General features: G+C 63.7%; 25 protein-coding genes and 1 tRNA gene. 16 read left to right on the plus strand and 10 right to left on the minus strand.

Annotated elements, in window-relative coordinates:
- The first annotated feature begins 2 nt into the window (after positions 1 to 2).
- The 10 genes from nusA (at position 3) to DXH78_RS04775 (ending at position 10,866) form a co-directional block, all read left to right on the plus strand.
- Entirely contained in the window at positions 3 to 1,613 is a 1,611-nt protein-coding gene (gene nusA, locus DXH78_RS04735; protein ID WP_115515976.1) for a transcription termination factor NusA, read from the plus strand.
- A 21-nt stretch (positions 1,614 to 1,634) separates the two neighbouring features.
- Positions 1,635 to 2,315, plus strand: coding sequence for an RNA-binding protein (locus DXH78_RS04740; RefSeq protein WP_115515977.1), 681 nt, complete (start codon positions 1,635 to 1,637; stop codon positions 2,313 to 2,315).
- Positions 2,316 to 2,384: 69 nt separating this feature from the next.
- Positions 2,385 to 4,928, plus strand: coding sequence for a translation initiation factor IF-2 (infB, locus tag DXH78_RS04745; RefSeq protein ID WP_115515978.1), 2,544 nt, complete (start codon positions 2,385 to 2,387; stop codon positions 4,926 to 4,928).
- 144 nt (positions 4,929 to 5,072) lie between these two features.
- A complete protein-coding gene (rbfA, locus tag DXH78_RS04750; RefSeq protein ID WP_115515979.1) occupies positions 5,073 to 5,492 on the plus strand; it encodes a 30S ribosome-binding factor RbfA in 420 nt (139 codons plus the stop codon).
- Positions 5,493 to 5,512: 20 nt separating this feature from the next.
- Positions 5,513 to 6,529, plus strand: coding sequence for a tRNA pseudouridine(55) synthase TruB (gene truB, locus DXH78_RS04755; RefSeq protein ID WP_245416736.1), 1,017 nt, complete (start codon positions 5,513 to 5,515; stop codon positions 6,527 to 6,529).
- Positions 6,530 to 6,532: 3 nt separating this feature from the next.
- Positions 6,533 to 6,802 carry a 30S ribosomal protein S15 gene (rpsO, locus tag DXH78_RS04760; protein ID WP_115515981.1) on the plus strand — a complete coding sequence of 90 codons (270 nt, stop codon included), beginning with the start codon at positions 6,533 to 6,535 and terminating at the stop codon, positions 6,800 to 6,802.
- Between the two features lie 335 nt (positions 6,803 to 7,137).
- Positions 7,138 to 9,288, plus strand: a complete 2,151-nt coding sequence (gene pnp, locus DXH78_RS04765; RefSeq protein WP_115515982.1) for a polyribonucleotide nucleotidyltransferase — start codon at positions 7,138 to 7,140, stop codon at positions 9,286 to 9,288.
- Between the two features lie 187 nt (positions 9,289 to 9,475).
- Positions 9,476 to 9,685: a hypothetical protein gene (locus DXH78_RS04770; protein WP_115515983.1), complete on the plus strand. Its 210-nt coding sequence runs from the start codon at positions 9,476 to 9,478 to the stop codon at positions 9,683 to 9,685.
- Positions 9,686 to 9,910: 225 nt separating this feature from the next.
- Positions 9,911 to 10,051 carry a hypothetical protein gene (locus DXH78_RS19765; RefSeq protein WP_168192705.1) on the plus strand — a complete coding sequence of 47 codons (141 nt, stop codon included), beginning with the start codon at positions 9,911 to 9,913 and terminating at the stop codon, positions 10,049 to 10,051.
- 131 nt (positions 10,052 to 10,182) lie between these two features.
- A complete protein-coding gene (locus DXH78_RS04775) occupies positions 10,183 to 10,866 on the plus strand; it encodes a Crp/Fnr family transcriptional regulator (protein WP_168192706.1) in 684 nt (227 codons plus the stop codon).
- Here the strand turns inward: DXH78_RS04775 and DXH78_RS04780 are convergent.
- On the minus strand, positions 10,844 to 11,767 hold the full coding sequence (locus DXH78_RS04780) for a hydrogen peroxide-inducible genes activator (RefSeq protein ID WP_115515985.1): 924 nt from the start codon (positions 11,765 to 11,767) through the stop codon (positions 10,844 to 10,846). The genes DXH78_RS04775 and DXH78_RS04780 overlap by 23 nt on opposite strands.
- A gap of 178 nt (positions 11,768 to 11,945) precedes the next feature.
- On the opposite strand from DXH78_RS04780, the gene katG reads away from it, so the two are divergent.
- Entirely contained in the window at positions 11,946 to 14,123 is a 2,178-nt protein-coding gene (gene katG / locus DXH78_RS04785; RefSeq protein ID WP_115515986.1) for a catalase/peroxidase HPI, read from the plus strand.
- 136 nt (positions 14,124 to 14,259) lie between these two features.
- On the opposite strand, the gene DXH78_RS04790 is transcribed toward katG, so the two are convergent.
- Both DXH78_RS04790 and DXH78_RS04795 read right to left on the minus strand, forming a co-directional pair.
- A complete protein-coding gene (locus DXH78_RS04790; protein ID WP_115515987.1) occupies positions 14,260 to 14,622 on the minus strand; it encodes a YkvA family protein in 363 nt (120 codons plus the stop codon).
- A gap of 61 nt (positions 14,623 to 14,683) precedes the next feature.
- Entirely contained in the window at positions 14,684 to 14,998 is a 315-nt protein-coding gene (locus tag DXH78_RS04795) for a 4a-hydroxytetrahydrobiopterin dehydratase (protein WP_283805629.1), read from the minus strand.
- 95 nt (positions 14,999 to 15,093) lie between these two features.
- Between DXH78_RS04795 and DXH78_RS04800 the strand changes: the two genes are divergently transcribed.
- Positions 15,094 to 16,209, plus strand: coding sequence for a site-2 protease family protein (locus DXH78_RS04800; protein ID WP_115517724.1), 1,116 nt, complete (start codon positions 15,094 to 15,096; stop codon positions 16,207 to 16,209).
- A 241-nt stretch (positions 16,210 to 16,450) separates the two neighbouring features.
- Positions 16,451 to 18,277 (plus strand): translational GTPase TypA, encoded by a 1,827-nt coding sequence (typA, locus tag DXH78_RS04805; protein WP_115515989.1) that lies wholly within the window; start codon positions 16,451 to 16,453, stop codon positions 18,275 to 18,277.
- Here the strand turns inward: typA and DXH78_RS04810 are convergent.
- Positions 18,274 to 19,257, minus strand: a complete 984-nt coding sequence (locus tag DXH78_RS04810; protein WP_115515990.1) for an AraC family transcriptional regulator — start codon at positions 19,255 to 19,257, stop codon at positions 18,274 to 18,276. The two genes, typA and DXH78_RS04810, sit on opposite strands and share 4 nt — an antisense overlap.
- A 144-nt stretch (positions 19,258 to 19,401) precedes the next feature.
- Between DXH78_RS04810 and DXH78_RS04815 the strand changes: the two genes are divergently transcribed.
- On the plus strand, positions 19,402 to 19,827 hold the full coding sequence (locus tag DXH78_RS04815) for a GFA family protein (protein WP_115515991.1): 426 nt from the start codon (positions 19,402 to 19,404) through the stop codon (positions 19,825 to 19,827).
- Between the two features lie 206 nt (positions 19,828 to 20,033).
- Complete coding sequence (locus tag DXH78_RS04820; protein ID WP_115515992.1) at positions 20,034 to 20,546, plus strand: GNAT family N-acetyltransferase; 513 nt, start codon at positions 20,034 to 20,036, stop codon at positions 20,544 to 20,546.
- Between the two features lie 37 nt (positions 20,547 to 20,583).
- Here the strand turns inward: DXH78_RS04820 and folD are convergent, their stop codons facing one another.
- The 3 genes from folD to DXH78_RS04835 are packed head-to-tail and all read right to left on the minus strand — an operon-like array spanning position 20,584 to position 22,115.
- Complete coding sequence (gene folD, locus DXH78_RS04825; protein WP_115515993.1) at positions 20,584 to 21,468, minus strand: bifunctional methylenetetrahydrofolate dehydrogenase/methenyltetrahydrofolate cyclohydrolase FolD; 885 nt, start codon at positions 21,466 to 21,468, stop codon at positions 20,584 to 20,586.
- 29 nt (positions 21,469 to 21,497) lie between these two features.
- Entirely contained in the window at positions 21,498 to 21,818 is a 321-nt protein-coding gene (locus tag DXH78_RS04830; protein WP_115515994.1) for a DUF167 family protein, read from the minus strand.
- A 6-nt stretch (positions 21,819 to 21,824) separates the two neighbouring features.
- Positions 21,825 to 22,115 (minus strand): YggT family protein, encoded by a 291-nt coding sequence (locus DXH78_RS04835; RefSeq protein ID WP_115515995.1) that lies wholly within the window; start codon positions 22,113 to 22,115, stop codon positions 21,825 to 21,827.
- 188 nt (positions 22,116 to 22,303) lie between these two features.
- Between DXH78_RS04835 and DXH78_RS04840 the strand changes: the two genes are divergently transcribed.
- Positions 22,304 to 22,379: transfer RNA gene (locus DXH78_RS04840), tRNA-Ala, on the plus strand.
- Positions 22,380 to 22,504: 125 nt separating this feature from the next.
- On the opposite strand, the gene DXH78_RS04845 is transcribed toward DXH78_RS04840, so the two are convergent.
- From DXH78_RS04845 to DXH78_RS04855, 3 genes are all read right to left on the minus strand, one after another.
- Positions 22,505 to 23,308 carry an SDR family NAD(P)-dependent oxidoreductase gene (locus DXH78_RS04845; RefSeq protein ID WP_115515996.1) on the minus strand — a complete coding sequence of 268 codons (804 nt, stop codon included), beginning with the start codon at positions 23,306 to 23,308 and terminating at the stop codon, positions 22,505 to 22,507.
- On the minus strand, positions 23,305 to 23,772 hold the full coding sequence (locus DXH78_RS04850) for a tellurite resistance TerB family protein (protein WP_115515997.1): 468 nt from the start codon (positions 23,770 to 23,772) through the stop codon (positions 23,305 to 23,307). The genes DXH78_RS04845 and DXH78_RS04850 overlap by 4 nt, the downstream gene beginning before the upstream one ends.
- A 138-nt stretch (positions 23,773 to 23,910) precedes the next feature.
- A complete protein-coding gene (locus tag DXH78_RS04855) occupies positions 23,911 to 24,543 on the minus strand; it encodes a tetratricopeptide repeat protein (RefSeq protein ID WP_115515998.1) in 633 nt (210 codons plus the stop codon).
- Positions 24,544 to 24,621 lie beyond the last annotated feature (78 nt).

A 24,621-nucleotide genomic window follows, 5' to 3' on the forward strand; every position in this document is an offset into this window, starting at 1 on the left:
CTATGGCTGTCAGCGCCAATAGGCTCGAACTGTTGCAAATCGCCGATGCGGTAGCCCGCGAAAAGTCGATCGACCGCAGCATCGTCATCGCGGCGATGGAAGACGCGTTTTCGAAAGCCGCGCGCTCGCGTTACGGCGCCGAAACCGACGTCCATGCCGAGATCGACCCGAAGACCGGCGAACTCAAACTGACCCGCCACATGTTGGTGGTCGAAAAGGTCGAGAACTCGTCGACCCAGATCATGCTCGAGGATGCGCGCAAGCGTCACCCCGCCGCGCAGGTTGGCGACACCATCGCCGATCCGTTGCCGCCGCTCGAATACGGCCGCATCGCCGCACAGTCAGCCAAGCAGGTACTCGTGCAGAAGGTGCGCGAAGCCGAGCGCGACCGTCAGTACGCCGAATACAAGGATCGCATCGGCGAAATCGTCAACGGCGTCGTCAAGCGCGTCGAATACGGCAACGTGGTGGTCGATCTCGGCCGCGGCGAAGCCATCGTGCGCCGCGACGAACTCCTGCCGCGCGAAGTGTTCCGCAACGGCGATCGCATCCGCGCCTATATCTACGACGCGCGCCGCGAACCGCGCGGCCCGCAGATTTTCCTGTCGCGCACGCATCCGCAGTTCACCGCCAAGCTGTTCGCCCAGGAAGTGCCGGAAATCTATGACGGCATCGTCGAGGTTCGCGCCGTGGCCCGCGACCCCGGCTCGCGCGCCAAAATCGCCGTGATTTCGCGCGATTCCAGCGTCGATCCGGTCGGCGCCTGCGTCGGTATGCGCGGCTCGCGCGTGCAGGCCGTGGTGAACGAGCTGCAGGGCGAGAAGATCGACATCATCCCGTGGTCGCCGGATATCGCGACCTTTGTCGTCAACGCGCTGGCGCCGGCCGAAGTCGCCAAGGTCGTGCTCGACGAAGACAAGGAACGCATTGAAGTCGTGGTGCCGGATGCGCAGCTCTCGCTCGCCATCGGCCGCCGCGGCCAGAACGTGCGTCTGGCTTCGCAGCTCACCGGCTGGGATATCGACATTCTGACCGAGCAGGAAGAATCCGAACGCCGCACCGCCGAGTTCGAAAGCCGCACCAAGACCTTTGTCGAAGCGCTCGATCTCGACGAAGTCGTCGGTCAACTGCTGGCGTCGGAAGGTTTCTCCTCGATCGAAGAACTGGCGCTGGTCGACGAAAAGGAAATCGCCGGCATCGAAGGCTTCGACGAAGACACCGCGCGCGAACTGCAGAGCCGCGCCCGCGAATACATCGCGCGGCAGGAGAACGAACTCGACGACAAGCGCAAGGAACTCGGCGTTGCCGATGAACTGCGCGATGTCGAGGGCATCACCACCGCGATGATGGTCAAGCTCGGCGAGAACGGCGTGAAAACCGTCGAGGATCTCGCCGGCTGCGCCGCCGACGATCTGGTGGGCTGGACCGAGCGCAAGGACGGCGAGACCAAGCACGAGCCGGGCTATTTCGACGGTCTCAACGTTGCCCGCGAAGAGGCCGAGGCCATCGTCATGCAGGCGCGTCTCAAGGCTGGCTGGATCACCGAGGCCGAACTCGCGGCGCAGGCTGCGCCGGCCGAGGCCGAAGCCGAAGCCGAAGGCGAACCGGCCTAAAGGGGAGAACCGGCCCAACCCATGCTCGCCATCGCGCAGACCGAAACAGACGATCTCGACCGCGGCGCGACCTCCGTCGCCGCGGGCGGTGAGCGTTTCTGCGCGCTGACGCGGGAGGTGAAGCCGGTGGCGGAACTGATGCGCTTCGTGGTGGGGCCGGCCGGCGAGGCTGTGCCCGACCTGAAGCGCAAATTGCCGGGCCGCGGTCTTTGGATCACGGCGACCCGCGAGGCGATCGAGGACGCGGTCAAACGCAACGTCTTTGCCCGCAGTTTCAAGCGCGAGATGAAGGTGTCGCGGGAGCTGGCCGCCGAGGTCGAGCGTCTGCTGGCGAAATCCGCGCTGGATGCGTTATCGATAGCCGGCAAGGCGGGGAACGTCGTGGCCGGCTTTGCCAAGGTCCAGTCGGTCATGACCGAAGGGCATGTTTTGGGCTTGATCCACGCCGCGGAAGCCGCCCCCGACGGCAAACGCAAACTGAATTCCGCCTTGCAGCGCAATAATCAGTCCCAAAACAGGGAAATTCCGCTGATCGAGACCTTTCCGGGCGCGGATTTGGATTTGGCATTGAACCGCCCAAATGTGGTACATGCTGCCGTGCTTGCCGGGCCCGCGAGCGAGACTTTTCTCGCCCGTGTCGCACGCTTAATGCGGTATCGGTCTGGAAATTCGCCCGATTCAATTAGCGCGGCCGCGCCCTGAAGGCGCCCGTGAATGCAATGCGTCCGAACTGAATGCGCCCTCCGGGGCAATAGGAAGAAGCAGTACTGAATGAGCGACACTAAGAACCCTGGCGAAAAGAAACTGACATTGACGCTGAAACCGCGCACGGAAACGGGCGTGGTGCGCCAGAGTTTCAGCCACGGCCGCAGCAAGTCTGTCGTCGTCGAGAAGATCAAGCGCCGCACCGTCGGCGGACCGGCCGAAGCCAAGGCCGAGCCGGCCCCCGTCGAAGCGCCGAAGAAGGCTGCCGCGCCAGCGCCGAAAGCGCCGCCCGCTCCGGAGGCGCCGAAGTCCGGCGTCGTGCTGCGCACTCTGACCGAAGAGGAAATGGCCGCGCGTGCTCACGCGCTCGCCGACTCGCGCGTCCGCGAAGCTGAAGAGCGCAAGCTGGCGGAAGAAGACGCCAAGCGCCGCGCCTCGCGTGAATACATCGAGAAGGCCGAGCGCGACGCCGCCGAAACGCGCAAGCGCGAAGAAGAAGCTCGCCACAAGGCTGAGGAAGAGCAGAAGCGCAAGGCCGGTGAAGTCGCCAAGAAACGTCTCGGCGATGACGAGAAGAAGCCGGCTCCGGGCGTCCGTCCAAAGCTCGAAGCCGAAGCCGATGAAGAAGCGCCGCGCACCTCGCGTCGTCCGGGCGCCGGTGCTGGCGCCGGACGTCCTGCCGCTGCACGTCCTGCTGCGCCGCGGGCCGCGCCGCCGAAGGAGCGCGGCCGCCTGACCTTGGTCACCGCCCTGCGCGCCGACGAAGTCCGTGAGCGGTCGGTGGCGTCGTTCCGCCGCCGTACCCAGCGCATGAAGGGTCATGCCGCCAACGAGCCGAAGGAAAAGCTCACGCGCGACGTGACGATCCCGGATGCCATCACCATCCAGGAACTCGCCAACCGCATGGCCGAGCGCGCGGTGGACGTTATCCGCCTGCTGATGAAGCAGGGCCAGATGGCGACCATCAATGACGTCATCGACGCCGACACGGCGCAGCTGATCGCCGAGGAAATGGGTCACACGGCCCGTCGCGTCTCCGAATCTGACGTCGAAGAAGGCCTGTTCGATACGGCCGACGATGAAGGTGCGCTCGAGCCGCGCGCGCCGGTCGTTACCGTCATGGGTCACGTCGATCACGGCAAGACGTCGCTGCTCGACGCCATCCGCCAGGCTGACGTCGTCTCCGGCGAAGCCGGCGGCATCACGCAGCATATCGGCGCCTATCAGGTCACCTCACCATCGGGCTCCAAGGTCACCTTCATCGATACGCCCGGCCACGCCGCCTTCACGGCGATGCGCGCCCGCGGCGCCAAGGTTACCGACATTGTCGTGCTGGTCGTTGCGGCCGATGACGGCGTCATGCCGCAGACGGTTGAAGCCATCTCGCATGCCAAGGCGGCGAAGGTTCCGATCATCGTTGCCATCAACAAGATCGACAAGCCGAGCGCGACGCCGGATCGCGTGCGCACCGAACTGTTGCAACATGAAATCCAGGTCGAGTCGCTCGGCGGCGATGTGGTGGACGTGGAAGTGTCCGCCACCAAGAAAACCAATATCGACAAGCTGCTCGAGATGATCGGCCTGCAGGCCGAAATCCTCGATCTGAAGGCCGATCCGCATCGCCCGGCCGAAGGCACCGTGATTGAAGCCAAGCTCGATCGTGGCCGCGGTCCGGTTGCGACCGTGCTCGTGCAGCGCGGCACACTTAAGGTCGGCGACCTCGTCGTTGCCGGTGCCGAATGGGGTCGCGTACGCGCCCTCGTTTCTGACACGGGCGCAACCATCGCCAGCGCCGGCCCGTCGACCCCGGTCGAGGTGCTCGGTTTCTCCGGCACACCGGATGCCGGCGATCGTCTGGCCGTGGTCGAGAACGAAAGCCGCGCCCGCGAAGTGACCGATTACCGCGTGCGCCAGAAGCGCGAGAAATCCTCCGCGCGCGCTACCGGCATGCGCGGTTCGCTCGAGCAGATGATGGCGCAGGCCAAGACTGCGGGCCGCAAGGAATTCCCGCTGGTCGTCAAGGCCGACGTGCAGGGTTCGCTCGAAGCCATCGTCGGTTCGCTCGACAAGCTCGGTACCGATGAAGTCGGCGCGCGCGTGTTGCACTCGGGCGTCGGCGGCATTTCGGAATCGGATGTCACCCTGGCGGAAGCCTCGGGCGTTCCGATCATCGCGTTCAACGTCCGCGCCAACAAGGAAGCGCGCGAGGCGGCGGAACGCGCCGGCATCGAAATCCGCTACTACAACATCATTTATGACCTCGTCGACGACGTGAAGAAGGCCATGTCGGGCCTGCTGCCGCCGACGATCCGCGAAACCATGCTCGGCAACGCGCAGATCCTCGAGGTCTTCAAAGTGTCCAAGGTCGGCAACATCGCCGGCTGCAAGGTCACCGATGGCACCGTGGAACGCGGCGCCAATGTGCGCCTGATCCGCGACAACGTCGTCGTCCACGAGGGCAAGCTGTCGCAGCTCAAGCGCTTCAAGGACGACGTGAAGGAAGTGTCATCCGGCATGGAATGCGGCATGGCCTTCGAGAACTACCAGGACATGCGCCAAGGCGATGTCATCGAATGCTACCGGGTGGAGCAGGTTGCACGCTCGCTGTAAGTCCAAGTCTTACACGCGCGTATAATCGACCGCCTCAAACACTAACACCGTCATGCCCCGCGAAAGCGGGGCATCCAGTAGCCCCGGTCCTCGCCGTGGTTACTGGATTGTCCGCTTTCGCGGACGATGACCGCGAGGATTGCTATGTCTCGTCAAAAGAATACTCGGCGCCACGAAACGGCGCCCGCCGGCGGCTCGCAGCGTCAGCTGCGTGTCGGCGAACTCGTCCGCCATGCCGTCGCCGAGATGCTGACCCGCGGCGATATCCATGACCCGGTGATCGAGGGCCACCTCATCACCGTGCCGGAAGTGCGCATGTCGCCGGATCTGCGACTCGCCACCGTCTATGTGATGCCGCTCGCCGGCCGCGACGCCGCCGAGGTCGTGGCCGCGCTCGAGCGCAACAAGAAATTCATGCGCGGCGAAGTCGCGCACGCCGTGAACCTGAAATTCGCGCCCGACCTGCGCTTTCACATCGACGACCGCTTCGCCGAAGCCGAGCGCATCGAGAAGCTGCTGCGCTCGCCGCAAGTCGCGCGCGATCTGGAAAAGGACGACGAGTGACCGATACCGTAAACGATCTCGTGGTCGAGAACGCAACGCCAGCGACCGATGGTCCGGCGCCGCGCAAACCCCGCAGGCAGCAGTTCAAGCGTGACAAGCGCGACGTCCACGGCTGGGTGGTGCTCGACAAGCCGGTCGGCATGACTTCGACCCACGCCGTCAGCATCATGAAGCGGCTGTTCTCGGCCAAGCGCTGCGGCCATGCCGGCACGCTCGACCCGCTCGCCTCCGGCTGTCTGCCGATCGCGATGGGCGAAGCGACCAAGACGGTCCCCTTCGTCATGGACAGCCGTAAGCTGTACCGATTTACCGTCCAATGGGGCGAGGAACGCGACACCGACGATTCCGAAGGCCGGGTGACCGAAACCAGCGCCAGTCGGCCAACGGCCGACCAGATCCGCGCCGCACTGCCCGCCTTTGTCGGCACCGTCCAGCAGGTACCGCCGCGCTATTCAGCCATCAAAATCGAAGGCGAACGGGCCTATGACCTGGCCCGCGATGGCCAAGAGGTCGAATTACAGGCAAGAACCGTGAATATCGGGCGTCTTGAGCTGATGGAGATTCCCGACGCTGACCACGCGGTGTTCGAGGCCGAATGCGGCAAAGGCACCTACGTCCGGTCGCTGGCCCGCGATATTGGCCGGCAGCTCGGCTGCTACGGCCACGTTTCAGCGCTGCGGCGCTGCTCGGTCGGCGGTTTCACGCCCGAAACCATGATTCTACTGGAAGATTTGGAGGCTCTGTGTCATAGAGCCGCCGCTGGCGAGGCTAGCCTCGCCGACGCGCTCATGCCCGTCGAGACCGCGCTGGACGACATCCCGGCGCTGGCCGTCAACGGGTCTGATGCGGCAAGGCTCCAGAGGGGCCAAGCCGTTTTGTTGCGCGGACGGGACGCTCCCAATTTCCGCGGTCCGGTCTACGTCACGGTCTCGGGCCGTTTGCTCGCCCTTGCCGAAGTCGACCGCGGTGAAGTCGTCCCCAAGCGCGTATTCAACCTCGCCGGCCTGCTGGGCAGAGCCGGTGTCAAGAAAGGATAACCGATGTCGCTGACGACTGCCCGCAAGGCCGAAGTGATCAAGGCCAACGCGACCAAAGCGAATGATACCGGCTCGCCGGAAGTACAGGTTGCGATCCTGTCGGAACGCATCACCCAGCTCACCGAGCACTTCAAGACGCACTCCAAGGACAACCACTCGCGTCGCGGTCTGCTCAAGATGGTGTCGACGCGCCGTTCGCTGCTCGACTACCTGAAGAAGACCGACGAAAAGCGTTACAAGACGCTGATCGAGAAGCTCGGCATCCGCCGCTAAACGAATTCGACGCGCGGGGCTTATCAAGGCCCCGCGCGTTTTCGCAATCGGCGGCAGCACATGCGGCCGGTTGACGACAAAGCGGGCGCCAGTCGCACCCGCTCATTGTGAACGGGCGTTTTGTTGCGTTCGTTTTTGAAAAGTCCAGGAAGCGATGGCGCTTCGGACAATCCGGGTCGGGACGAATACCCGGCCGCCAAAAGGCAAGGTTCTTGAGGTCATGGCAGGATCGCCAGACGCTGTTGCAGCCGCGCATGGAGCGCATCGCAGCAGTTTCTTGCCGTCTTGCACATGGCTTTCGGGAGCCTTTCCGAGAACCATGAGAGAAACAAGCTATGTTTAATATCCATCGAGTCGAACTCGATTGGGGCGGGCGCAAGCTCACCCTCGAAACCGGTCACGTCGCGCGCCAGGCCGACGGTGCCGTGCTCGCCACTTACGGCGAAACCACCGTGCTCGCCACCGTCGTCGCCGCCAAGTCGCCGCGCGAAGGCGTCGACTTCCTGCCGCTGACCGTCGATTACCAGGAAAAGTTCTACGCCGCCGGCCGCATTCCGGGTGGCTATTTCAAGCGTGAAGGCCGTCCGACCGAAAAGGAAACGCTGGTCTCGCGTCTTATCGACCGTCCGGTGCGTCCGCTGTTCGCCGATGGCTGGCGCTGCGAAACACAGGTGATCGTCACCACGCTGTCGCACGACCTCGAGAACGATCCCGACATCCTGGCGATGGTCGCCTCGTCGGCCGCGCTCACGCTGTCGGGCGCGCCCTTCATGGGCCCTATCGGCGCCGCGCGCGTCGGTTTCATCAACGGCGAATACGTGCTCAACCCGCAGCTCGACGAAATGCCGGAGAGCAAGCTCGACCTCGTCGTCGCCGGCACCAATGACGCCGTGCTGATGGTCGAATCGGAAGCCAAGGAGCTGTCCGAAGAGATCATGCTGGGCGCCGTGATGTTCGGTCACCGTCATTTCCAGCCGGTCATTCAGGCGATCATCCAGCTCGCCGAGAAGGCCGCCAAGGAGCCGCGCGAACTCGTCGTCAACGACAACGCGGAACTCGAAAAGGAAATTCTCGGCCTCGCCGAAAAGGATCTGCGCGCCGCGTACAGCATCTCGGTGAAGCAGGAGCGTTACGCCGCCGTCGGCAAGGTGAAGGAGCGCGTCATGGCGCACTTCTTTCCGGAAGGCGCCGAACCGAAATATCCGAAGCTGCGCGTCGGCGAAGTGTTCAAGGAACTGGAAGCGAAGATCGTTCGCTGGAACATCCTCGACACCAAGAAGCGCATCGACGGCCGTGATCTCGTGACCGTGCGCCCGATCGAAGTGCAGGCCGGCGTTCTGCCGCGCACGCACGGTTCGGCGCTGTTCACCCGCGGCGAGACTCAGGCGCTGGTCGTTACCACGCTCGGCACCGCCGAGGACGAACAGTGGATCGACGCGCTGCAGGGCACGTACAAGGAATCGTTCCTGCTGCACTACAACTTCCCGCCCTACTCGGTCGGCGAAACCGGCCGTCTCGGCGGCACCAAGCGTCGCGAAATCGGCCACGGCAAGCTGGCCTGGCGCGCGATCCATCCGGTGCTGCCGTCGAAGGAAGAATTCCCCTACACGATCCGTGTCGTCTCAGAGATCACCGAGTCGAACGGTTCGTCGTCGATGGCTTCGGTCTGCGGCGCCTCGCTGGCGCTGATGGACGCGGGCGTGCCGATGAAGCGCGCCACTGCGGGCATCGCGATGGGTCTCATCCTCGAAGGCGAACGCTACGCGGTGCTGTCGGACATTCTGGGTGACGAAGATCACCTCGGCGACATGGACTTCAAGGTTGCCGGCACCGAGGAAGGCATCACCTCGCTGCAGATGGATATCAAGATCGCCGGTATCACCGAGGAGATCATGAAGGTCGCGCTTGGCCAGGCCAAGCAAGGACGCATTCACATCCTCGGCGAAATGTCGAAGGCGCTCACCTCGGCCCGCGCCGAGCTCGGCGAGCACGCGCCGCGCATCGAGACCTTCAAGATCCCGACCGACAAGATCCGTGAAGTGATCGGCACCGGCGGCAAGGTGATCCGCGAGATCGTCGAGAAGACCGGTGCCAAGATCAACATCGAGGACGACGGTTCGGTGAAGGTCGCCTCGGCTTCGGGCGAGTCGATCAAGGCGGCGATCAACTGGATCAAGTCGATCGCCTCCGATCCGGAAGTCGGCGCCATCTACGAAGGCACTGTCGTGAAGGTGATGGACTTCGGCGCCTTCGTGAACTTCTTCGGCGCCAAGGACGGTCTCGTTCACATCAGCCAGCTGTCGGCCACGCGCGTGCAGAATACCAAGGACGTCGTCAAGGAAGGCGACAAGGTCAAGGTGAAGCTGCTCGGCATGGACGATCGCGGCAAGGTGCGCCTGTCCATGAAGGCCGTCGACCAGACGACCGGCGAGGACATTGAGAACAAGGGCAAGTCCGAGGGCGGCGAGCAGCCAGCGGCAGAATAAACCTTTCTCTCGTCAGAATGCGAAAAGGCGGCCCTGTGGGCCGCCTTTTTTGTTGCCGTTTCAATGGCTTGATGGATTGCGCCATTTTGTGACTCCGGTCACAGCCGGCCGTCGGTCATCGGCCTAGTTTTAAAACATCGGGGACGAGACGTTCCCACCGCAACACGAACACAAGAAGGGAAGGCCAATGAGCGCAAATCTGCCGAAGACTGTTCTGCTCGCGACCGCCACCCTGCTTCTCGCTTTGGCGGCGTTGGTGACCGACATCATCAGCCCCTATGCCGACGTCGCCGTGACCAAGCCGGCGCAAGTCCAGCAAGTGCCCTCGTCTCTTCGGGTGCCGGTCAGAACCGGCCCCAGCGAAGTTGCCTTCATTAGCTCTCACCCTGCGAGCTAACCCCCGACCGGCCTCGCCCCCCCAAACAACAACCACCGAGGCCGGTGGCTTACCCCAGCCCACCTGAGGCGGCCCGCTTGCGGGCCGCTTTTTTTTGCCCAGAGCCGAAACCGCCGCGGTTGTGACTCCGGTCACAGCGCGGAACCCCGTCCTTCAATAGGTTGTTAACCATAGACAACGCCACCGCCGCACTGCGGCTCCGGCCCAACCGGAAGGAAACAGGTCATGAAATCCGCCCTGATCAGCGTCGCCTTCCTGGTGCTGGCCGGTGCTGCTTTTGCCGCCAACCTCGTTATTCACGCGCCGCAGTTCAACGACGGTATCGATCCGCTTAAGCCGATCGCCGTATTCGTTGCCATCGATTAACGGTGCTTTGGCCCTGCGGCCAACGAACGCCGCGGCCGCACTGTCTCCTTGTCGCTCGCCATCCCGGAACTCTGCTACATTGCCCGGCGGGCGGCACGGCTGTGGCGCCCCGTTTTGATATGGGGTTTCGCATGGCGGCCGCCGGACCGGCGAAGAACAACCTTCTGTCGGATCTGCCCAAGGACCTGTCATCCGAGCTGATGGCTGGAGCGACGACGCGCAAGCTCGACGCCAACGAAGTGCTGTTTTTGGCCGGCGATCCTGGCGACGGGCTTTATCGTGTCGATGAGGGCCTGTTGAAGGTGAGCATTGCCTCGGCGAGCGGCGCGGAACGCATTCTGGCCATTCTCGGGCCCGGCGCCGTGGTCGGCGATCTCGCCATCATCGACGGCCTGCCGCGTTCGGCGACGGTCACGGCGCTGCGCGACTGCAAACTCAGCTTCCTCAGCCGCGCCGCCTTCGACGCCTTCGTCATGAAGGAGCCGCGAACTTATAAATATCTGGTCACCATGTTGGCCGCGCGGCTGCGCGACACCGACCAGCTTGTCGCCGCGGGAAGCTTCCTGCCGCTGAAGGGGCGCGTCGCCCGTGCGCTGCTCGATCTGGCGCATGCCTTCGGCAACGAAGTCGCCGGCGGGCGCGTCGTCATCCGCCAGAAGGTGAGCCAGAGCGAGCTTGCCGCGATGGCCGGCATTGCGCGCGAGAATGTCAGCCGCATCATGAACGACTGGATGCGTGCCAAGACCGTGACGCGGTTGTCGGGTTACTACTGTCTGGAAAAGCCGGCCGCGCTCAAGCGCGAGAGCGAGCTTTGACGTCGGCGGCCTGATCGCGCGCATGGGCGGCAATCATGACCTCGCCCAAAGCCTCGAAATCTCTGGCCCGCGGCGATGTTTTGCGCCACGCCAGCCCGACCGAGCGACCCGGTTCGGGGTCGCGGAAACGCAGCAGCTTAACGCGCGGGTCCTGCATCTTCGCATCGATCGCGACTTCCGGTACGAGCGTGACGCCGTAACCGTTGGCGACCATCTGCATCACGGTTGAGAGCGACGTCGCGCCCAATCCGGCCGGCTGATCGCCGCGCCTTGTGGCGCAAAAGGCGAGCGCCTGGTCGCGCAGACAATGACCTTCCTCGAGCAGGATCAACCGCCGCTGATCGACATCGCCCACGCCAATGCGCGCGCGTGGCGGCAGCGGGTCGTCCGCCGGCACAGCGAGCAGAAAGGCGTCGTCGAACAGAGGCAAGGTTTCGACATCGGCGCCTTCGGCGGGCAACGCCAGCATCACGACATCGAGACTGCCGTTCGCCAGTTCGTCGAGGAGCACGGTGGTCTGAGTTTCGCGCACTTCAAGCCGCAACTGCCGATACTGCCGTTGCAGATGCGGCAGCACCCGCGGCAGGATGTAGGGCGCGAGCGTCGGAATGATGCCGAGCTTCAAGGGACCGGCGAGTACTTCGCGATGGCGAGCAAAATCGACAAGGTCGCGCGTTGAAGCGAGGATGTGTTCTGCGCGGCGCGCCACTTCGGCGCCGATTTCGGTAAGGACGATATCGCCGGGACGACGCTCGACCAGCTCGGCGCCGATTTCGCGCTCAAGCTCGCGCACCTGCATCGACAGAGCGGGCTGGGTGACGGCGCAATCATCGGCCGCGCGACCGAAATGGCGGTGGCGGGCGAGCGAACTGAGATAACGCAACTGACGCAAGGTGATCATTTGGCCTTCCCGGCCGATAAGATATTCTTATCAGGAGGCGCAATCAATACGATTGGACCTGATTGGAACCTTTCAATAGAACGCCATCAAGCACCGGCAGGGTGCTACCAGAATATCCGGACATCAAAACGGACCCGCCCCCAGTTGGGCCCGAACGACAGCAGAATCGGAGAGACGCATGGATGCAAAAACCGAGGGCAAATGCCCATTCACCGGCGGCCGTGGCCCGACCAACCGCGACTGGTGGCCGGATCAACTCGACATCCAGGTCCTGCATCACAATTCGACACTGTCCGACCCGATGGGCGCGGGCTTCGACTATGCCAAGGAATTCAAGAGCCTCGACCTCAACGCCGTTATCGCCGACCTGACGAAACTCATGACGGACAGTCAGGACTGGTGGCCCGCCGACTTCGGGCACTACGGCGGCCTTATGGTCCGCATGGCCTGGCACTCGGCCGGTACTTACCGCATCACCGACGGCCGCGGCGGAGCGGGCGCTGGCCAGCAGCGCTTCGCGCCGCTCAATTCGTGGCCGGATAACGCCAACCTCGACAAGGCCCGCCGCCTCTTGTGGCCGATCAAGCAGAAATACGGCCGCAAGATCTCGTGGGCCGACCTGATGATCCTCGCCGGCAACGTCGCGCTGGAGTCGATGGGCTTCAAGACGTTCGGTTTTGCCGGCGGCCGCAAGGACGTGTGGGAGCCGGAAGAGCTGTACTGGGGTCCTGAAGGTTCGTGGCTCGGCGACGAGCGCTACTCAGGCGAGCGTCAGCTCTCCGAGCCGCTGGGCGCGGTGCAGATGGGCCTCATCTACGTCAACCCGGAAGGCCCGAACGGCAATCCCGACCCGGTCGCCGCCGCCAAGGACATCCGCGAGACCTTCGCGCGCATGGCGATGGATGACGAAGAGACCGTCGCGCTGATCGCCGGCGGCCACACCTTCGGTAAGACCCATGGCGCCGGTGATCCGTCGCTGATCGGTCCCGCACCGGAGGGCGGAGCGCTCGAAGATCAGGGCCTCGGCTGGAAGAGCAAGCACGGCACCGGCATTGGCGCCGACACCATCACCGGCGGCCCGGAAGTTACCTGGACGACGACGCCGACCAAGTGGAGCAACAACTTCTTCTGGAACCTGTTCGGCTATGAATGGGAGCTGGAAAAGAGCCCTGCCGGCGCCAAGCAGTGGCGCGCCAAGGGCGCGGGCGCCACGGTCCCCGACGCTTTCGACAAGAACAAGAAGCATGTCCCGAAGATGCTGACGACCGACCTGTCGCTGCGCTTCGACCCAGCCTACGAGAAGATCTCGCGGCGTTTCATGGAGAACCCGGATCAGTTCGCGGACGCTTTCGCCCGCGCCTGGTTCAAGCTCACGCATCGCGACATGGGCCCGCGCGTTCGCTATCTCGGCCCGCTGGTGCCGAAGGAAGAACTGATCTGGCAGGACCCGATCCCGGCACCGAGCGGTGACGTCATTGGCGACAAGGACGTTGCGGACCTCAAGGCGAAGATCCTCGCCTCAGGCCTCACGGTGTCGCAGCTCGTCTCGACGGCGTGGGCTTCGGCCTCGACCTTCCGTCGCTCCGACAAGCGCGGCGGTGCCAATGGCGCGCGCATTCGCTTGGCTCCGCAGAAGGACTGGGACGTCAACAACCCGCCGGAACTCGCCAAGGTGCTGAAGACGCTTGAAGGCATCCAGAAGGACTCGGGCAAGAAGGTGTCGCTTGCCGACCTCATCGTGCTCGGCGGCGTCGCCGCCATCGAGAAGGCGGCGAAGGATGCCGGCGTTGCCGTAACGGTGCCGTTCGCGCCGGGCCGCATGGATGCGTCGCAGGAGCAAACCGACATTCCATCTTTCGCACCACTCGAACCGCGCGCCGATGGCTTCCGCAACTACGTCAACGCCAAGAAGCATCAGTTCATGTCGCCGCAGGAAGCCCTGATCGACAAGGCGCAGCTTCTGACGCTGACCGGTCCGGAAATGACGGCACTGATTGGCGGCCTGCGCGTTCTTGGCGCGAACGTTCACAACTCCTCGCACGGCGTCTTCACCAAGACGCCGGGCAAACTGACCAACGACTTCTTCCTCAACCTGCTCGACATGGGCACGGTGTGGTCGCACAAGGACGGCGACATCTATGAGGGCAAGGATCGCAAGTCGGGTGAGTTGAAGTGGACGGCAACGAATGTCGACCTGATCTTCGGCTCGCACGCGCAACTCCGTGCCTTTGCCGAAGTCTATGGCTGCGCCGACTCGAAGGAGCAATTCGTCAAGGACTTCATCGCCGCCTGGACCAAGGTGATGAACGCCGACCGCTTCGACCTCGCCGGGCCCGGCAAGCAGCAAGCAGCGTAAGGCTCGCGCATTCACAACAACAAACGGCCGGAGGAAACTCCGGCCGTTTTTTATCGCTTCTGAGATTCCTTCGAAGGCCACTTCCGGATTTCGCCGCGCCTCATTCCGGCAACAGAAAAACGCTGGGTGGGCATGCCTAGGCCGCGGCCTTCATCCCATCCAGCTTGGCGCGGGCGGCGTCGCGATGATCGGGCTTGATGTGACTGGCGACGATTTTGAGTGCGGTCATCAGCACCGCGGCATCGTCAGTAAAGCCGAGCACCGGGAGCAGATCCGGCACGGCATCGAACGGCAGCACGAAATAGGCGAGAGCGCCGATCAGCGTGCCCTTCACCTGCAGCGGCGTCGCTCGGTCGAAGGCGCAGTAATAGGCAGCCAGCAAATCCTCAGCGAATGGGATATACGCCGCGACGCGCCCGAATTTGCGCCAGAATCGACGCGGCAGCGACGGATCGTTGCCGGTAGCCGAAGTTCCGAAGGTGGTGTCTGCGCTGCGCATAGTGAAACAGGTGGTGAGACCCAGCCCCGAGTTCAAGCGTCGAGAGATTGAACCCTTCGGCTCAGGAATCCGCAATCATCTCCATGGCTTCGGCCAATTCGAGATCGAGCTCGGTGACGCCACCGGCGTCGTGGGTCGACAACGTGACCTCGACGGTCCGATACACGTTGGACCATTCGGGATGATGGTTCATTTTCTCGGCAACCAGCGCCGCCCGCGTCATGAAGCCGAAGGCCTCGTTGAAATCGCCGAAAGTGAATTTCCTGACGATGGCGTCGCGGTCCTTCGCGTCAGCCCAATTGGGCAATCTGCTCAGCGCCGCCTTGCGGGACTCGGGGGAAAGTTTTTGCGCCATGTCAGGAGCCTCGCTTGCAATCGTGGCATGATGATGCCCGGCAACGCGCCGGCCTCGCAGGAGGTTCGTCGCGTGCTTATTTTATCGGTTTGGGCGAGATTTTCAGCGAGGGTTTCATGTCCTGGTCCCTGAGCATCGGCAAGATCGCCGGCACTGTCGTGCGTATCCACCTGACGTTTCTGCTGTTCCTGGCCTGGATTTTCGCCGCCGGCTACGCCCGCGGCGGCGGCACGGCGGCGTGGGACAGCGTCATTTTCATGCTCCTGCTGTTCGGCTGCGTGCTGCTGCACGAATTTGGCCACATCTTCACGGCCCGCGCCTTCGGCGTCTCGACCCCTTTTGTGACGCTGCTGCCGATCGGCGGCGTCGCACAGCTTGAGCGAATTCCGGAAGAGCCGAGCCAGGAGTTCCTGATCGCCATTGCTGGCCCGCTGGTGAATGTTGCTATCGCCGCGCTGCTCATTCTGTTTGGCGGCGCGGAGCTGACGCAGAATGCCGCGGCGGCCATCGACAACAGCCAGATCTCGATGGTCGACCGGCTCGCTGCCGTGAACCTATTTCTGGCATTGTTCAATCTGATCCCGGCCTTCCCGATGGATGGCGGCCGTATCCTGCGCGCCGCGCTCGCGGCGAAGCTCGGCTACGTGCGCGCCACCGAAATCGCCGCGGCGATCGGCCAGTTCGTCGCCTTCGCGCTCGGTTTTATCGGCCTGATGGTCAATCCGATCCTGATCTTCATTGCGATCTTTGTTTATCTGGCGGCTTCAGGCGAAGCGCATATGGTGGCGCTGCGCGCCGTGTCACGCGGCGTGCCGGTGAGCCATGCCATGATGACACAGTTCGCCGCCCTCGCCCCGGAGGCGCATGTCGACGAAGCGGTGCAGACGCTGCTCGCTACCAGCCAGGGCGAGTTTCCCGTGGTCGACGCCGGCGGCAAGCCGGTCGGCCTGCTGGCGCGCGGCGACATCATCAAGGCGATCAAAACGCTCGGCCCGGATGCCCGCGTCGCCGACTCAATGAACCCGGATTTTCCAACCATCGGCCATCGCAGCTCGCTCGATGAGGCGTTCAAGCTGTTGCAGGAAAAGGCTGCGGTCGCCGTCGGCGTGACCGATGCGTCCGGGCGCCTGACCGGGCTGATTACCTCCGAAACCATCGCCGAAATGGTGATGCTGGGCGATTCACTGCCGAAGGACATGCGAGGCCCCTGGGGACGGACCGCGGGCGTCTGAGGCGTCCGGTCGACGAGTCCTGCCCGCCGTTCATCATCCGGCGTATTTTCGGCTGATTCAGGCCTAAAATACGCGTCGGTGGCGGTTGCCAGTTGTTATTTCATCGCTATATTGCGCCGCAAAAGTGCTGCGTCGCGGGCCCTTGGAAAGCGGCCCGCGCTTTGGTTTTTGGAACACCCGCGCCCCGCCTCCGAGACAGGAACCGGCTCCTCCTCAAGGCCGCGCGCAAAAGGCAAATTTTATGGATCTCCGCAATATCGCGATCATCGCGCACGTCGACCATGGCAAGACCACCCTCGTGGACCGCCTGCTGCAGCAGTCGGGCGTCTACCGCGAGAACGAGCGCCAGGTCGAGCGCGCCATGGACTCCAACGACCTTGAGCGCGAGCGTGGCATCACCATCCTCGCCAAGGCCGCCTCGGTCGAGTGGAAGGGCACGCGCATCAACATCGTCGATACGCCGGGCCACGCCGACTTTGGCGGCGAGGTCGAACGCATCCTCAACATGGTGGACGGCGCGCTGGTGCTGGTCGATGCCGCCGAAGGTCCGCTGCCGCAGACCAAATTCGTCGTCTCCAAGGCGCTGAAGATGGGTCTCAAACCTATCGTCGTCATCAACAAGGTCGACCGCCCCGACGCGCGCGCCAACGAAGTGCTCAACGAGGTGTTTGACCTGTTCGCAGCGCTCGATGCCACCGACGAGCAGCTCGACTTCCCGATCCTGTTCGGTTCAGCCAAGCAAGGCTGGATGGCGACATCGCTCGAAGGTCCGCAGGACCAGGGCATGACGCCGCTGTTCGATCTCGTGCTCAAGCACGTCAGACCGCCGGTGGTCGAGGACGGTCCGTTCCGCCTGCTCGGCACCATCATCGAATCCAATCCCTATCTCGGCCGTATCGTCACCGGTCGCATCTTCTCCGGCGGCCTCAAGCCGAACCAGGCGGTGAAGGTGCTCGACCGCGATGGCAAGCTCATCGAGAGCGGCCGAGTCACCAAGGTGCTGGCATTCCGCGGTCTCGAGCGTGTGCCGATCGACGACGCCGAAGCCGGTGACATCGTCGCCATCGCCGGCCTGCCGAATGCTACCGTCGCCATGACCATTTGCGATCCGGCCGTGGAAACCGCGTTGCCGGCGCAGCCGATCGATCCGCCGACGCTGGCCATGACCTTCCGCGTCAACGACTCGCCGCTCGCCGGCACCGAAGGTTCGAAGGTCACGAGCCGCATGATCCGCGACCGCCTGATGGCCGAGGCCGAAGGTAACGTTGCGCTGCGCGTGCGTGAGTCGGACGAAAAGGACGCCATGGAAGTCGCCGGCCGCGGTGAATTGCAGCTCGGCATTCTGATCGAAACGATGCGTCGCGAAGGCTTCGAGCTGTCGGTGTCGAGGCCGAAGGTACTGCTGCGCAAGAATGACGACGGCCAGGTTGAAGAGCCGATCGAGGAAGTCGTCATCGACGTCGATGAAGAACATTCGGGCGTCGTTGTGCAGAAGATGTCGGAGCGCAAGGCCGACCTTATCGAAATGCGACCGTCCGGCGGCGGACGTACCCGCGTCGTATTCCACGCGCCGACGCGCGGCCTGATCGGTTATCAGGGCGAACTGCTCACCGACACCCGTGGCACCGCGATCATGAACCGCCTATTCCACGGCCACGCGCCCTACAAGGGCGCGATCCAGGGCCGCCGCAACGGCGTGCTGATCTCAAACGACAAGGGCGAGGCAGTCGCCTACGCGCTGTGGAACCTGGAAGACCGCGGCCCGATGATGATCGAGCCGGGCTGGAAGGTTTACACCGGTATGATCGTCGGCGAACACACCCGTGACAATGACCTTGTCGTCAACGTCCTTAAGGGCAAACAGCTCACCAACATCCGCACCACATCGAAAGACGAGGCGGTGCGCCTGACACCGCCGATCCGCATGACGCTGGAGAAGGCATTGGCCTACATCCAGGACGATGAACTGGTGGAAGTGACGCCGTCCTCAATCCGCCTGCGCAAGAAGATGCTCGACGAAAACGACCGCAAGCGCGAAGAGCGCAAGAAGGAAGCCGAAGTCGCCTAACCGCTTTTCGCCGCGCCGCGCTGCCGCCATTGCGATGGCGGCACGCCGGTACGCTTCTTGAAGGCGCGGCTGAACGACGCTTCGGAATCGTAGCCGATCTTTTCCGCGATCTCGGCCATGTTGCGCTTGCCGTGGCCGAGCATGTCGGCCGCCACCTGCATGCGCCATTTCGCGAGATAGGCCATCGGCGGGATTCCGACCAGTTCGGCAAAGCGCTCGGCCAGCACCGAGCGTGACACTCCGACCGCCTTGCCCAGACTTTCGATCGTCCATTCCTGCGCCGGATCGGCATGCAGAAGGGCCAGCGCCCGCCCGACCGACGGATCGCGCAGGCCCGCAAGCCAGCCGGCGCGCTCGTCCGGCAAAGTCTCGATGTAGTTGCGCAGCAGGTCGATCAGCATCAGTTCGCTGAGCTTGGTGAGCACGGTGCCGCTACCGGGACGCTTCTCGGCCATTTCGGTCAGCGCATAACGAAACAGGCGGTTGAGGCCGTCGTCACGGCCGTCGTCGGCACGCGCGCCCTTGATCACGCGCGGCAGATTGTCGAGTAGCATATTGAAGGGGCTGGCGTCGCAGGCAAGATAGCCGCAGACGATTTTGGTTCGCACCTGGCCGGAACATCCGAACTGAATGCAATGCGCTATGCCGCCCGCCGCCGCGCTGTCCGCTTCATCGGCGGTCAACTGAATGTGCGGCAGCCCTGGCGCGCTCGACATCACATGCGCATCGGCGCGCGGAAACACGATCACGTCACCGGCCTCGAGCCGCATCGCTTCGCCACCGGCCAGCGCGCCGTAGCAATGACCCGCGGTCACGGCGTGGAATGCGGCGAGATGATCGACGTTCGGCAGAAGGCGCGGCAGCATGACATCGGGTGTCAGCGCGCCGATCGACCAGTCCTCGCCCGCGGTGATCTCGAAGAACACCGCACCGGCGATACGTACCGTTTTCAGAACATCCGACAGCGTGTCATGGCTCATGGCGCATCACGTTCAGCATCGGGCCGTTGAATGACGGACGCCTTGTCATGAAGCCCGGACGATTGGGCATTCAGCGGCGCGTCGCCTGTGTGTTTGAAAGCGCCCGTGAGTTATCACGCAACAATCACTCAGGATAGAAAAACGATGCCGACGTACAAAGGCGCCTGTTTCTGCGGCGCAGTGGAACTGGAAGCGACCGGTAAACCCGAAGCTATGGGCTACTGCCATTGCGGCTCCTGCCGCTCCTGGTCGGCGGGACCGGTGAACGCCTTCACTTTGTGGAAGCCGGAGAACGTTACGGTCACCAAGGGCGCGCAATTCGTCGGGCATTTTCAGAAAACGCCGCTGAGCGACCGCCAGTATTGCACCCAATGCGGCGGTCACCTCATGACCGATCATCCGCCGCTCGGTCTGGTCGATGTTTACGCGGCGACGCTGCCCGGGCTCGACTTCAAGCCCGGCGTCCACGTTAACTATGCCGAGACGGTATTGCCGATCAAAGACGGTTTGCCGAAGCTGAAGGACTTTCCCGCGGCATTCGGCGGCTCCGGCCAAGAGGTTCCGGAATAGCGCCAGACCAAGAAAAGGAGCCGTGCCGGCGAGTCTTTTGTGCGACTTCGCCGGCGCTTTGCATGGCGTAAAACGACGCGCGAAAAAGCCGCTAAGTGCTTGTGACTGTGTCCCGTTGGGCCACCTGTGGCCGGTAATCCACACCCGTTAACCCATCGTTAGTCATAGGGCTTGAAGCGCACAGGGTTCATTGCTTGAATTCCGAAATGAGCACGACCCTTATCGAGATTCGACGCGCCAGGACCGCCGACGCCCCAGACGTCGCAGCAACGCATGACGAGGCGTGGCGGACCGCCTATCAGGGCATCATTCCGGGGGCCGAGCTCGACAAGCTGATTAACCGCCGCGGCCCCGATTGGTGGCAGTCGGCGATCCGCAAGGGCAGCCGGATTACCCTGCTACAGTTTGGCGATCGCATTGCCGGTTATGCTAATTACGGGCGCAATCGCGCCCGCAGCCTTTTCTACGAAGGTGAAGTCTACGAGCTTTATCTGCGCCCTGAGTTCCAGGGGCTCGGCTTCGGCCGCCGCCTGTTCAACGCCGCGCGCAAGGATCTCGGCCAGAGCGGGCTGAAGAGCCTCGTGGTTTGGGCGCTGTCGGACAACGAGCCGGCGATGGAATTCTACCGCGCACTCGGTGGCCGTGCGGTGGCCCGCTCGTCCGAGAAGTTCGGGCCGAAGACCCTCGACAAGGTTGCTTACGCCTGGCCGCAGGGTTGATTTTCTGCGGTGCGCGCCTTTTGACGCGCTGTACGGATCAAAGTCTGGGCGCCTTCACCCCGTTCTGCGCACACGCCGCGCGCAGGGTGTTGAGCATCAAGCAGGCAATCGTCATCGGGCCGACCCCGCCAGGCACCGGCGTGATCGCACCAGCGACCTTGACGGCTTCGTCGAAAGCGACATCGCCGACGATACGCGATTTGCCGCCATCACCCGCCACGCGATTGATACCGACGTCGATGACAATAGCGCCCGGCTTCACCCAGTCGCCGCGCACAAGTTCCGCTTTACCGATGGCTGCGATCAGGAGATCGGCGCGGCGCGCCAATGCAGGCAGATCCTTGGTCTTGGAATGCGCAACCGTCACGGTGGCATTCTCCGCCAGAAGAAGCTGCGCCACCGGCTTGCCGACTATGTTGGAGCGGCCGATCACCAGCGCGTCGAGCCCGGCAAGCGACGGCCACACCATCTTTGCCAGCATGATGCAGCCTGACGGTGTGCATGGCACCAGCGCCGGGAGGCCAAGCGACAAGCGCCCAACATTGACCGGGTGAAAACCATCGACATCCTTGGCGGGATCGATAGCCGCGATCACCTTCTGCGGATCGATCTGCGGCGGCAACGGCAACTGCACCAGAATGCCGCTGACGGCCTTGTTCTTGTTGAGCTTGTCGATCAACGCCAGCAGTTCGGCCTCGCTCACCGTCTCAGGCAGCTTGTGATCGGACGGCGTCATGCCGGCCTCAACCACCGCTTTCGACTTGGAACGCACATAGACTTCGCTTGCGGCGTTCTGCCCGACCAGCACGACAGCGAGCCCCGGCGTAACGCCATGTTCGCGCTTGAGCTGCGCCACTTCAAAGGCGACCTTGCCGCGCAGTTCGGCCGCTATTGTCTTGCCGTCGATGATCGTTGCGGTCATGCCTCGGTCCGTAATTCGGTCAGCAACCACTAGCCACTTCCGGCCGCTGCGTTCAATCGCGACGCCAACGCGTTTCCATCACCTGCGATTTCGAGCCGCTTTACCCGTGATGTCGCACCGGCGGCCAGCGTTACGTCGCGCGCCGGCACGTGCAGCGACTTGGCGATGAGCTTGCACAGGGCCGCGTTGGCCTCGCCTTCGCTCGGCGCGGCACGTACGCGCACCTTGAGCACGCTGCGGCCGTCGCTCATCGTCTCAATGCCGTCGATGGCGTCACGGCCGCCTTTCGGCGTCAGACGCACATGAAGCACGAGCCCGCCGGACGTTGCCGACCACGGCTGTCCGGCCATGAACCGCTAGAACACGTTCGGATAGATGTAGCGGACGATGACGTTCTCGAGCAACAGAATGAGCAGGATCAGGACCACCGGCGAGACGTCGATGCCGCCGAGATTCGGCATGGCATTGCGGATCGGACGCAGCACCGGCTCGGTGATGCGATAGAGGAAGTCGCCGATGGTCGACACCACTTGATTGCGGGTGTTGACGACGTTGAACGCGACCAGCCACGACAGCACGGCCGAGGCGATCAGGAGCCAGATATAGATCTGGAGAACCAGAAGAACGATATCGAGAATGGCGCGCATGAGACGGTTTTCCGATCCGAACGATGGGCGGAAACTAGCTTGTCGCACCGACAGGAACAAGCAGCCGCCCCGCCGCAGGCACAGGACCCTCCCGGCCGCGATCCTTGACAGGAAGGATGCCCGGTCCTAAATGGCGCCACTCAGCAAAAAGCGCGGGTTTCGGGTTCTCCCGGCACCGCCTTTGGGAAGGGGCCATAGCTCAGCTGGGAGAGCGCGTCGTTCGCAATGACGAGGTCGGCGGTTCGATCCCGCCTGGCTCCACCACCCACCCTCCCGGAACCTGACCCTCGGTCATGAATCCGGTACTCTGCCTCAGACATGAAGCCGGCATCCTGCCCGAATCAAGAAGCGCAGCATCCTGCGCCGGATCATGAATCCCCGCGCCGGCGTCAACCGGCGGAATTTTCGGCCGCGGACGTCCGCCGGCGCTGCCGCCGCCCGACCAGACCGAGCACGATCCGGCGCGGCAGAATGCGTGCCAGCACCATCACCAGCCTGTTGGCAAAGCCCGGCACGACGACGCGGTGGCCTTCCATGAAGCCGCGATAGCCAGCCTCGGCCACCTCCGTGGCGGTCTGCGTCAGCAGCCTGGGTCCCATCTTGTCCTTGACCCCGGCCCGCTCGGCGAATTCGGTCGGCACCGGCCCGGGACACAGCACCGTGACGCGAACACCGCGCTCCCTGAGCTCGGCATAGAGCGCTTCGGAGAACGACAGCACATAGGCCTTGCTGGCGTAATACACTGCACTGCCCGGACCGGGCAGAAAACCGGCCACCGATCCGACATTGAGAATGCCGCCCTCGTGACGCGCGATGCTGTCGACGAAGGCGAGCGACAATTCGGTCAGCGCCCGCACATTGACGTCGATGATCTGAAGCTGCTCCGCGCGGTCGAGACTGGAAGCCTGCCCGACCAGACCGAAACCGGCATTGTTGACGACATATTGCGGCTCGACGCCGGCGGCGTTGAGCGCATCGGCAATGCCGCGCGTCGCGCCGGACAGCGCAAGATCCGCCGAGATCACCAGCGGCCGTGGCTGGCCCATCTTCTCGATCTCGTCGGCCAGCGCATTGAGCCGTTCGACGCGGCGCGCAGTGAGCGCCAGCGCAAAACCGTTACGCGCAAAAATGCGCGCCAGTTCAACGCCAATGCCGGACGACGCGCCGGTAATAAGGGTAATGGGTTTCATCATTCGTCGGTGCCTTGCGCCGCGGCGACGCGCGTCTTGAGCGCAATGCGCTCCTCGCGCGACACATGCAACAGGTCGGCGGCACGCCAGATCAGGTTGTCCTCGAACTCGGTCACCTTGCCGTCGGCAAACACCACCTGCCACATCATTTCAACGACGCGGGCGCGCTGCTTGTCGTCGAGCGCGCGGTTGAGGCGCGTGGTGAACTGATAAAGGTCGATGGCCTTCTCATCGGCTTCCTCGGCGCGCATGATCAGCTTGTCGGCAGCCTTGTCGTCGAGCTTGAAGCGCTCCTTGATCAGGTCATGCAGCCGCACATGCTCGGAGTCGCTGATGCCGCCGTCGATCGCCGCGGTATGGACGAGCAGCGCCGCCGCGGCGAGGCGGTAGTCGGTTTCGGCGAATTCCTCCGGGCGCGAGTCGTCCTCGCTCAGGTCGCCAATGAATTTCATGATCGCGTCGAACATATAGCCGGTCCTGCTCGTCGGGCGCTTCGGAATAGGCCCCGCATCCCCCTCAATCTAGGGCGGATGCGACCGGATGCTCGTGACAAATTCGCAAGGTTTAGGCAACGCGGCTCTGGGCCGCGACCGCAGACCCGCAGCTCAGCGGCGGGTCTTGCCCTCGTTGGACGCCAGCAGCGCCAGATTGTTGGCGACGTATGTGTTGGCGGGGTCGAGGCGCTGGGCCGCGTTCAGGCTGTCGCGGGCGCGTTTCATGTCGCCGCGCAGCATGTAGGAGTAGCCCTGATTGTTGAGCACCTCGGCGGTCGGCCCGGCAATTTCGCGGGCCTTGCTGTAGGCGCGGTCCGCTTGCGCGAAATCGCGCAGCCGGTCGGCCGAAGCAGCCAGCCCGATCCAGGCTTCGGAACTGCGCGGGTCGAGCTGGGTAGCCCGATGGAACAGGCGTTCGGCCTCGCGGAAATGGTTGGCGCGATAGGCGGCCCGGCCCTCGGCGATGGCTCCGGCGGCGCCGTTGTTGCCGCCCGTCGCGGGCTCGTCGCCGGGCAGGACGGGCGCCGGCTTGGCTTCGGCGACTTTCGGTTTCTCGGCGGCCCTGACGCTCCCAATGGACCCGGTCACTTCAGTGGGCGGCGGCAGGGTGTCGCGGGCCGTGCTGGCGGCCAGCCGGTCGCCAGTCGTGTTGCAGGCGGCAAGCATGAGCGCCACCCCGGTCAGAAAAAGAGCTTTGCTGGGAGCGATAGGCATCGGCCGGACCCATGGAATCGCGGTGAGCATGCGAGCCGGAGGCTAGGGCGACATGGTTAACGGAACATTACAGATGGTAATTTGGTGCTTCCCGGCGCCGGCTGGTTA

It is taken from the genome of Undibacter mobilis, assembly GCF_003367195.1.
In the GTDB taxonomy this organism is placed as follows: domain Bacteria; phylum Pseudomonadota; class Alphaproteobacteria; order Rhizobiales; family Xanthobacteraceae; genus Pseudolabrys; species Pseudolabrys mobilis.

What these genes read in the sequence shown, in the direction of transcription:
- nusA (WP_115515976.1), top strand. Translation starts at nt 3, where the DNA reads ATGGCTGTCAGCGCCAATAGGCTCGAACTGTTGCAAATCGCCGATGCG.
- DXH78_RS04740 (WP_115515977.1), top strand. Translation starts at nt 1,635, where the DNA reads ATGCTCGCCATCGCGCAGACCGAAACAGACGATCTCGACCGCGGCGCG.
- infB (WP_115515978.1), top strand. Translation starts at nt 2,385, where the DNA reads ATGAGCGACACTAAGAACCCTGGCGAAAAGAAACTGACATTGACGCTG.
- rbfA (WP_115515979.1), top strand. Translation starts at nt 5,073, where the DNA reads ATGTCTCGTCAAAAGAATACTCGGCGCCACGAAACGGCGCCCGCCGGC.
- rpsO (WP_115515981.1), top strand. Translation starts at nt 6,533, where the DNA reads ATGTCGCTGACGACTGCCCGCAAGGCCGAAGTGATCAAGGCCAACGCG.
- pnp (WP_115515982.1), top strand. Translation starts at nt 7,138, where the DNA reads ATGTTTAATATCCATCGAGTCGAACTCGATTGGGGCGGGCGCAAGCTC.
- DXH78_RS04770 (WP_115515983.1), top strand. Translation starts at nt 9,476, where the DNA reads ATGAGCGCAAATCTGCCGAAGACTGTTCTGCTCGCGACCGCCACCCTG.
- DXH78_RS19765 (WP_168192705.1), top strand. Translation starts at nt 9,911, where the DNA reads ATGAAATCCGCCCTGATCAGCGTCGCCTTCCTGGTGCTGGCCGGTGCT.
- DXH78_RS04775 (WP_168192706.1), top strand. Translation starts at nt 10,183, where the DNA reads ATGGCGGCCGCCGGACCGGCGAAGAACAACCTTCTGTCGGATCTGCCC.
- DXH78_RS04780 (WP_115515985.1), bottom strand. Translation starts at nt 11,767, where the DNA reads ATGATCACCTTGCGTCAGTTGCGTTATCTCAGTTCGCTCGCCCGCCAC.
- katG (WP_115515986.1), top strand. Translation starts at nt 11,946, where the DNA reads ATGGATGCAAAAACCGAGGGCAAATGCCCATTCACCGGCGGCCGTGGC.
- DXH78_RS04790 (WP_115515987.1), bottom strand. Translation starts at nt 14,622, where the DNA reads ATGCGCAGCGCAGACACCACCTTCGGAACTTCGGCTACCGGCAACGAT.
- DXH78_RS04800 (WP_115517724.1), top strand. Translation starts at nt 15,094, where the DNA reads ATGTCCTGGTCCCTGAGCATCGGCAAGATCGCCGGCACTGTCGTGCGT.
- typA (WP_115515989.1), top strand. Translation starts at nt 16,451, where the DNA reads ATGGATCTCCGCAATATCGCGATCATCGCGCACGTCGACCATGGCAAG.
- DXH78_RS04810 (WP_115515990.1), bottom strand. Translation starts at nt 19,257, where the DNA reads ATGAGCCATGACACGCTGTCGGATGTTCTGAAAACGGTACGTATCGCC.
- DXH78_RS04815 (WP_115515991.1), top strand. Translation starts at nt 19,402, where the DNA reads ATGCCGACGTACAAAGGCGCCTGTTTCTGCGGCGCAGTGGAACTGGAA.
- DXH78_RS04820 (WP_115515992.1), top strand. Translation starts at nt 20,034, where the DNA reads ATGAGCACGACCCTTATCGAGATTCGACGCGCCAGGACCGCCGACGCC.
- folD (WP_115515993.1), bottom strand. Translation starts at nt 21,468, where the DNA reads ATGACCGCAACGATCATCGACGGCAAGACAATAGCGGCCGAACTGCGC.
- DXH78_RS04830 (WP_115515994.1), bottom strand. Translation starts at nt 21,818, where the DNA reads ATGGCCGGACAGCCGTGGTCGGCAACGTCCGGCGGGCTCGTGCTTCAT.
- DXH78_RS04835 (WP_115515995.1), bottom strand. Translation starts at nt 22,115, where the DNA reads ATGCGCGCCATTCTCGATATCGTTCTTCTGGTTCTCCAGATCTATATC.
- DXH78_RS04845 (WP_115515996.1), bottom strand. Translation starts at nt 23,308, where the DNA reads ATGATGAAACCCATTACCCTTATTACCGGCGCGTCGTCCGGCATTGGC.
- DXH78_RS04850 (WP_115515997.1), bottom strand. Translation starts at nt 23,772, where the DNA reads ATGTTCGACGCGATCATGAAATTCATTGGCGACCTGAGCGAGGACGAC.
- DXH78_RS04855 (WP_115515998.1), bottom strand. Translation starts at nt 24,543, where the DNA reads ATGCTCACCGCGATTCCATGGGTCCGGCCGATGCCTATCGCTCCCAGC.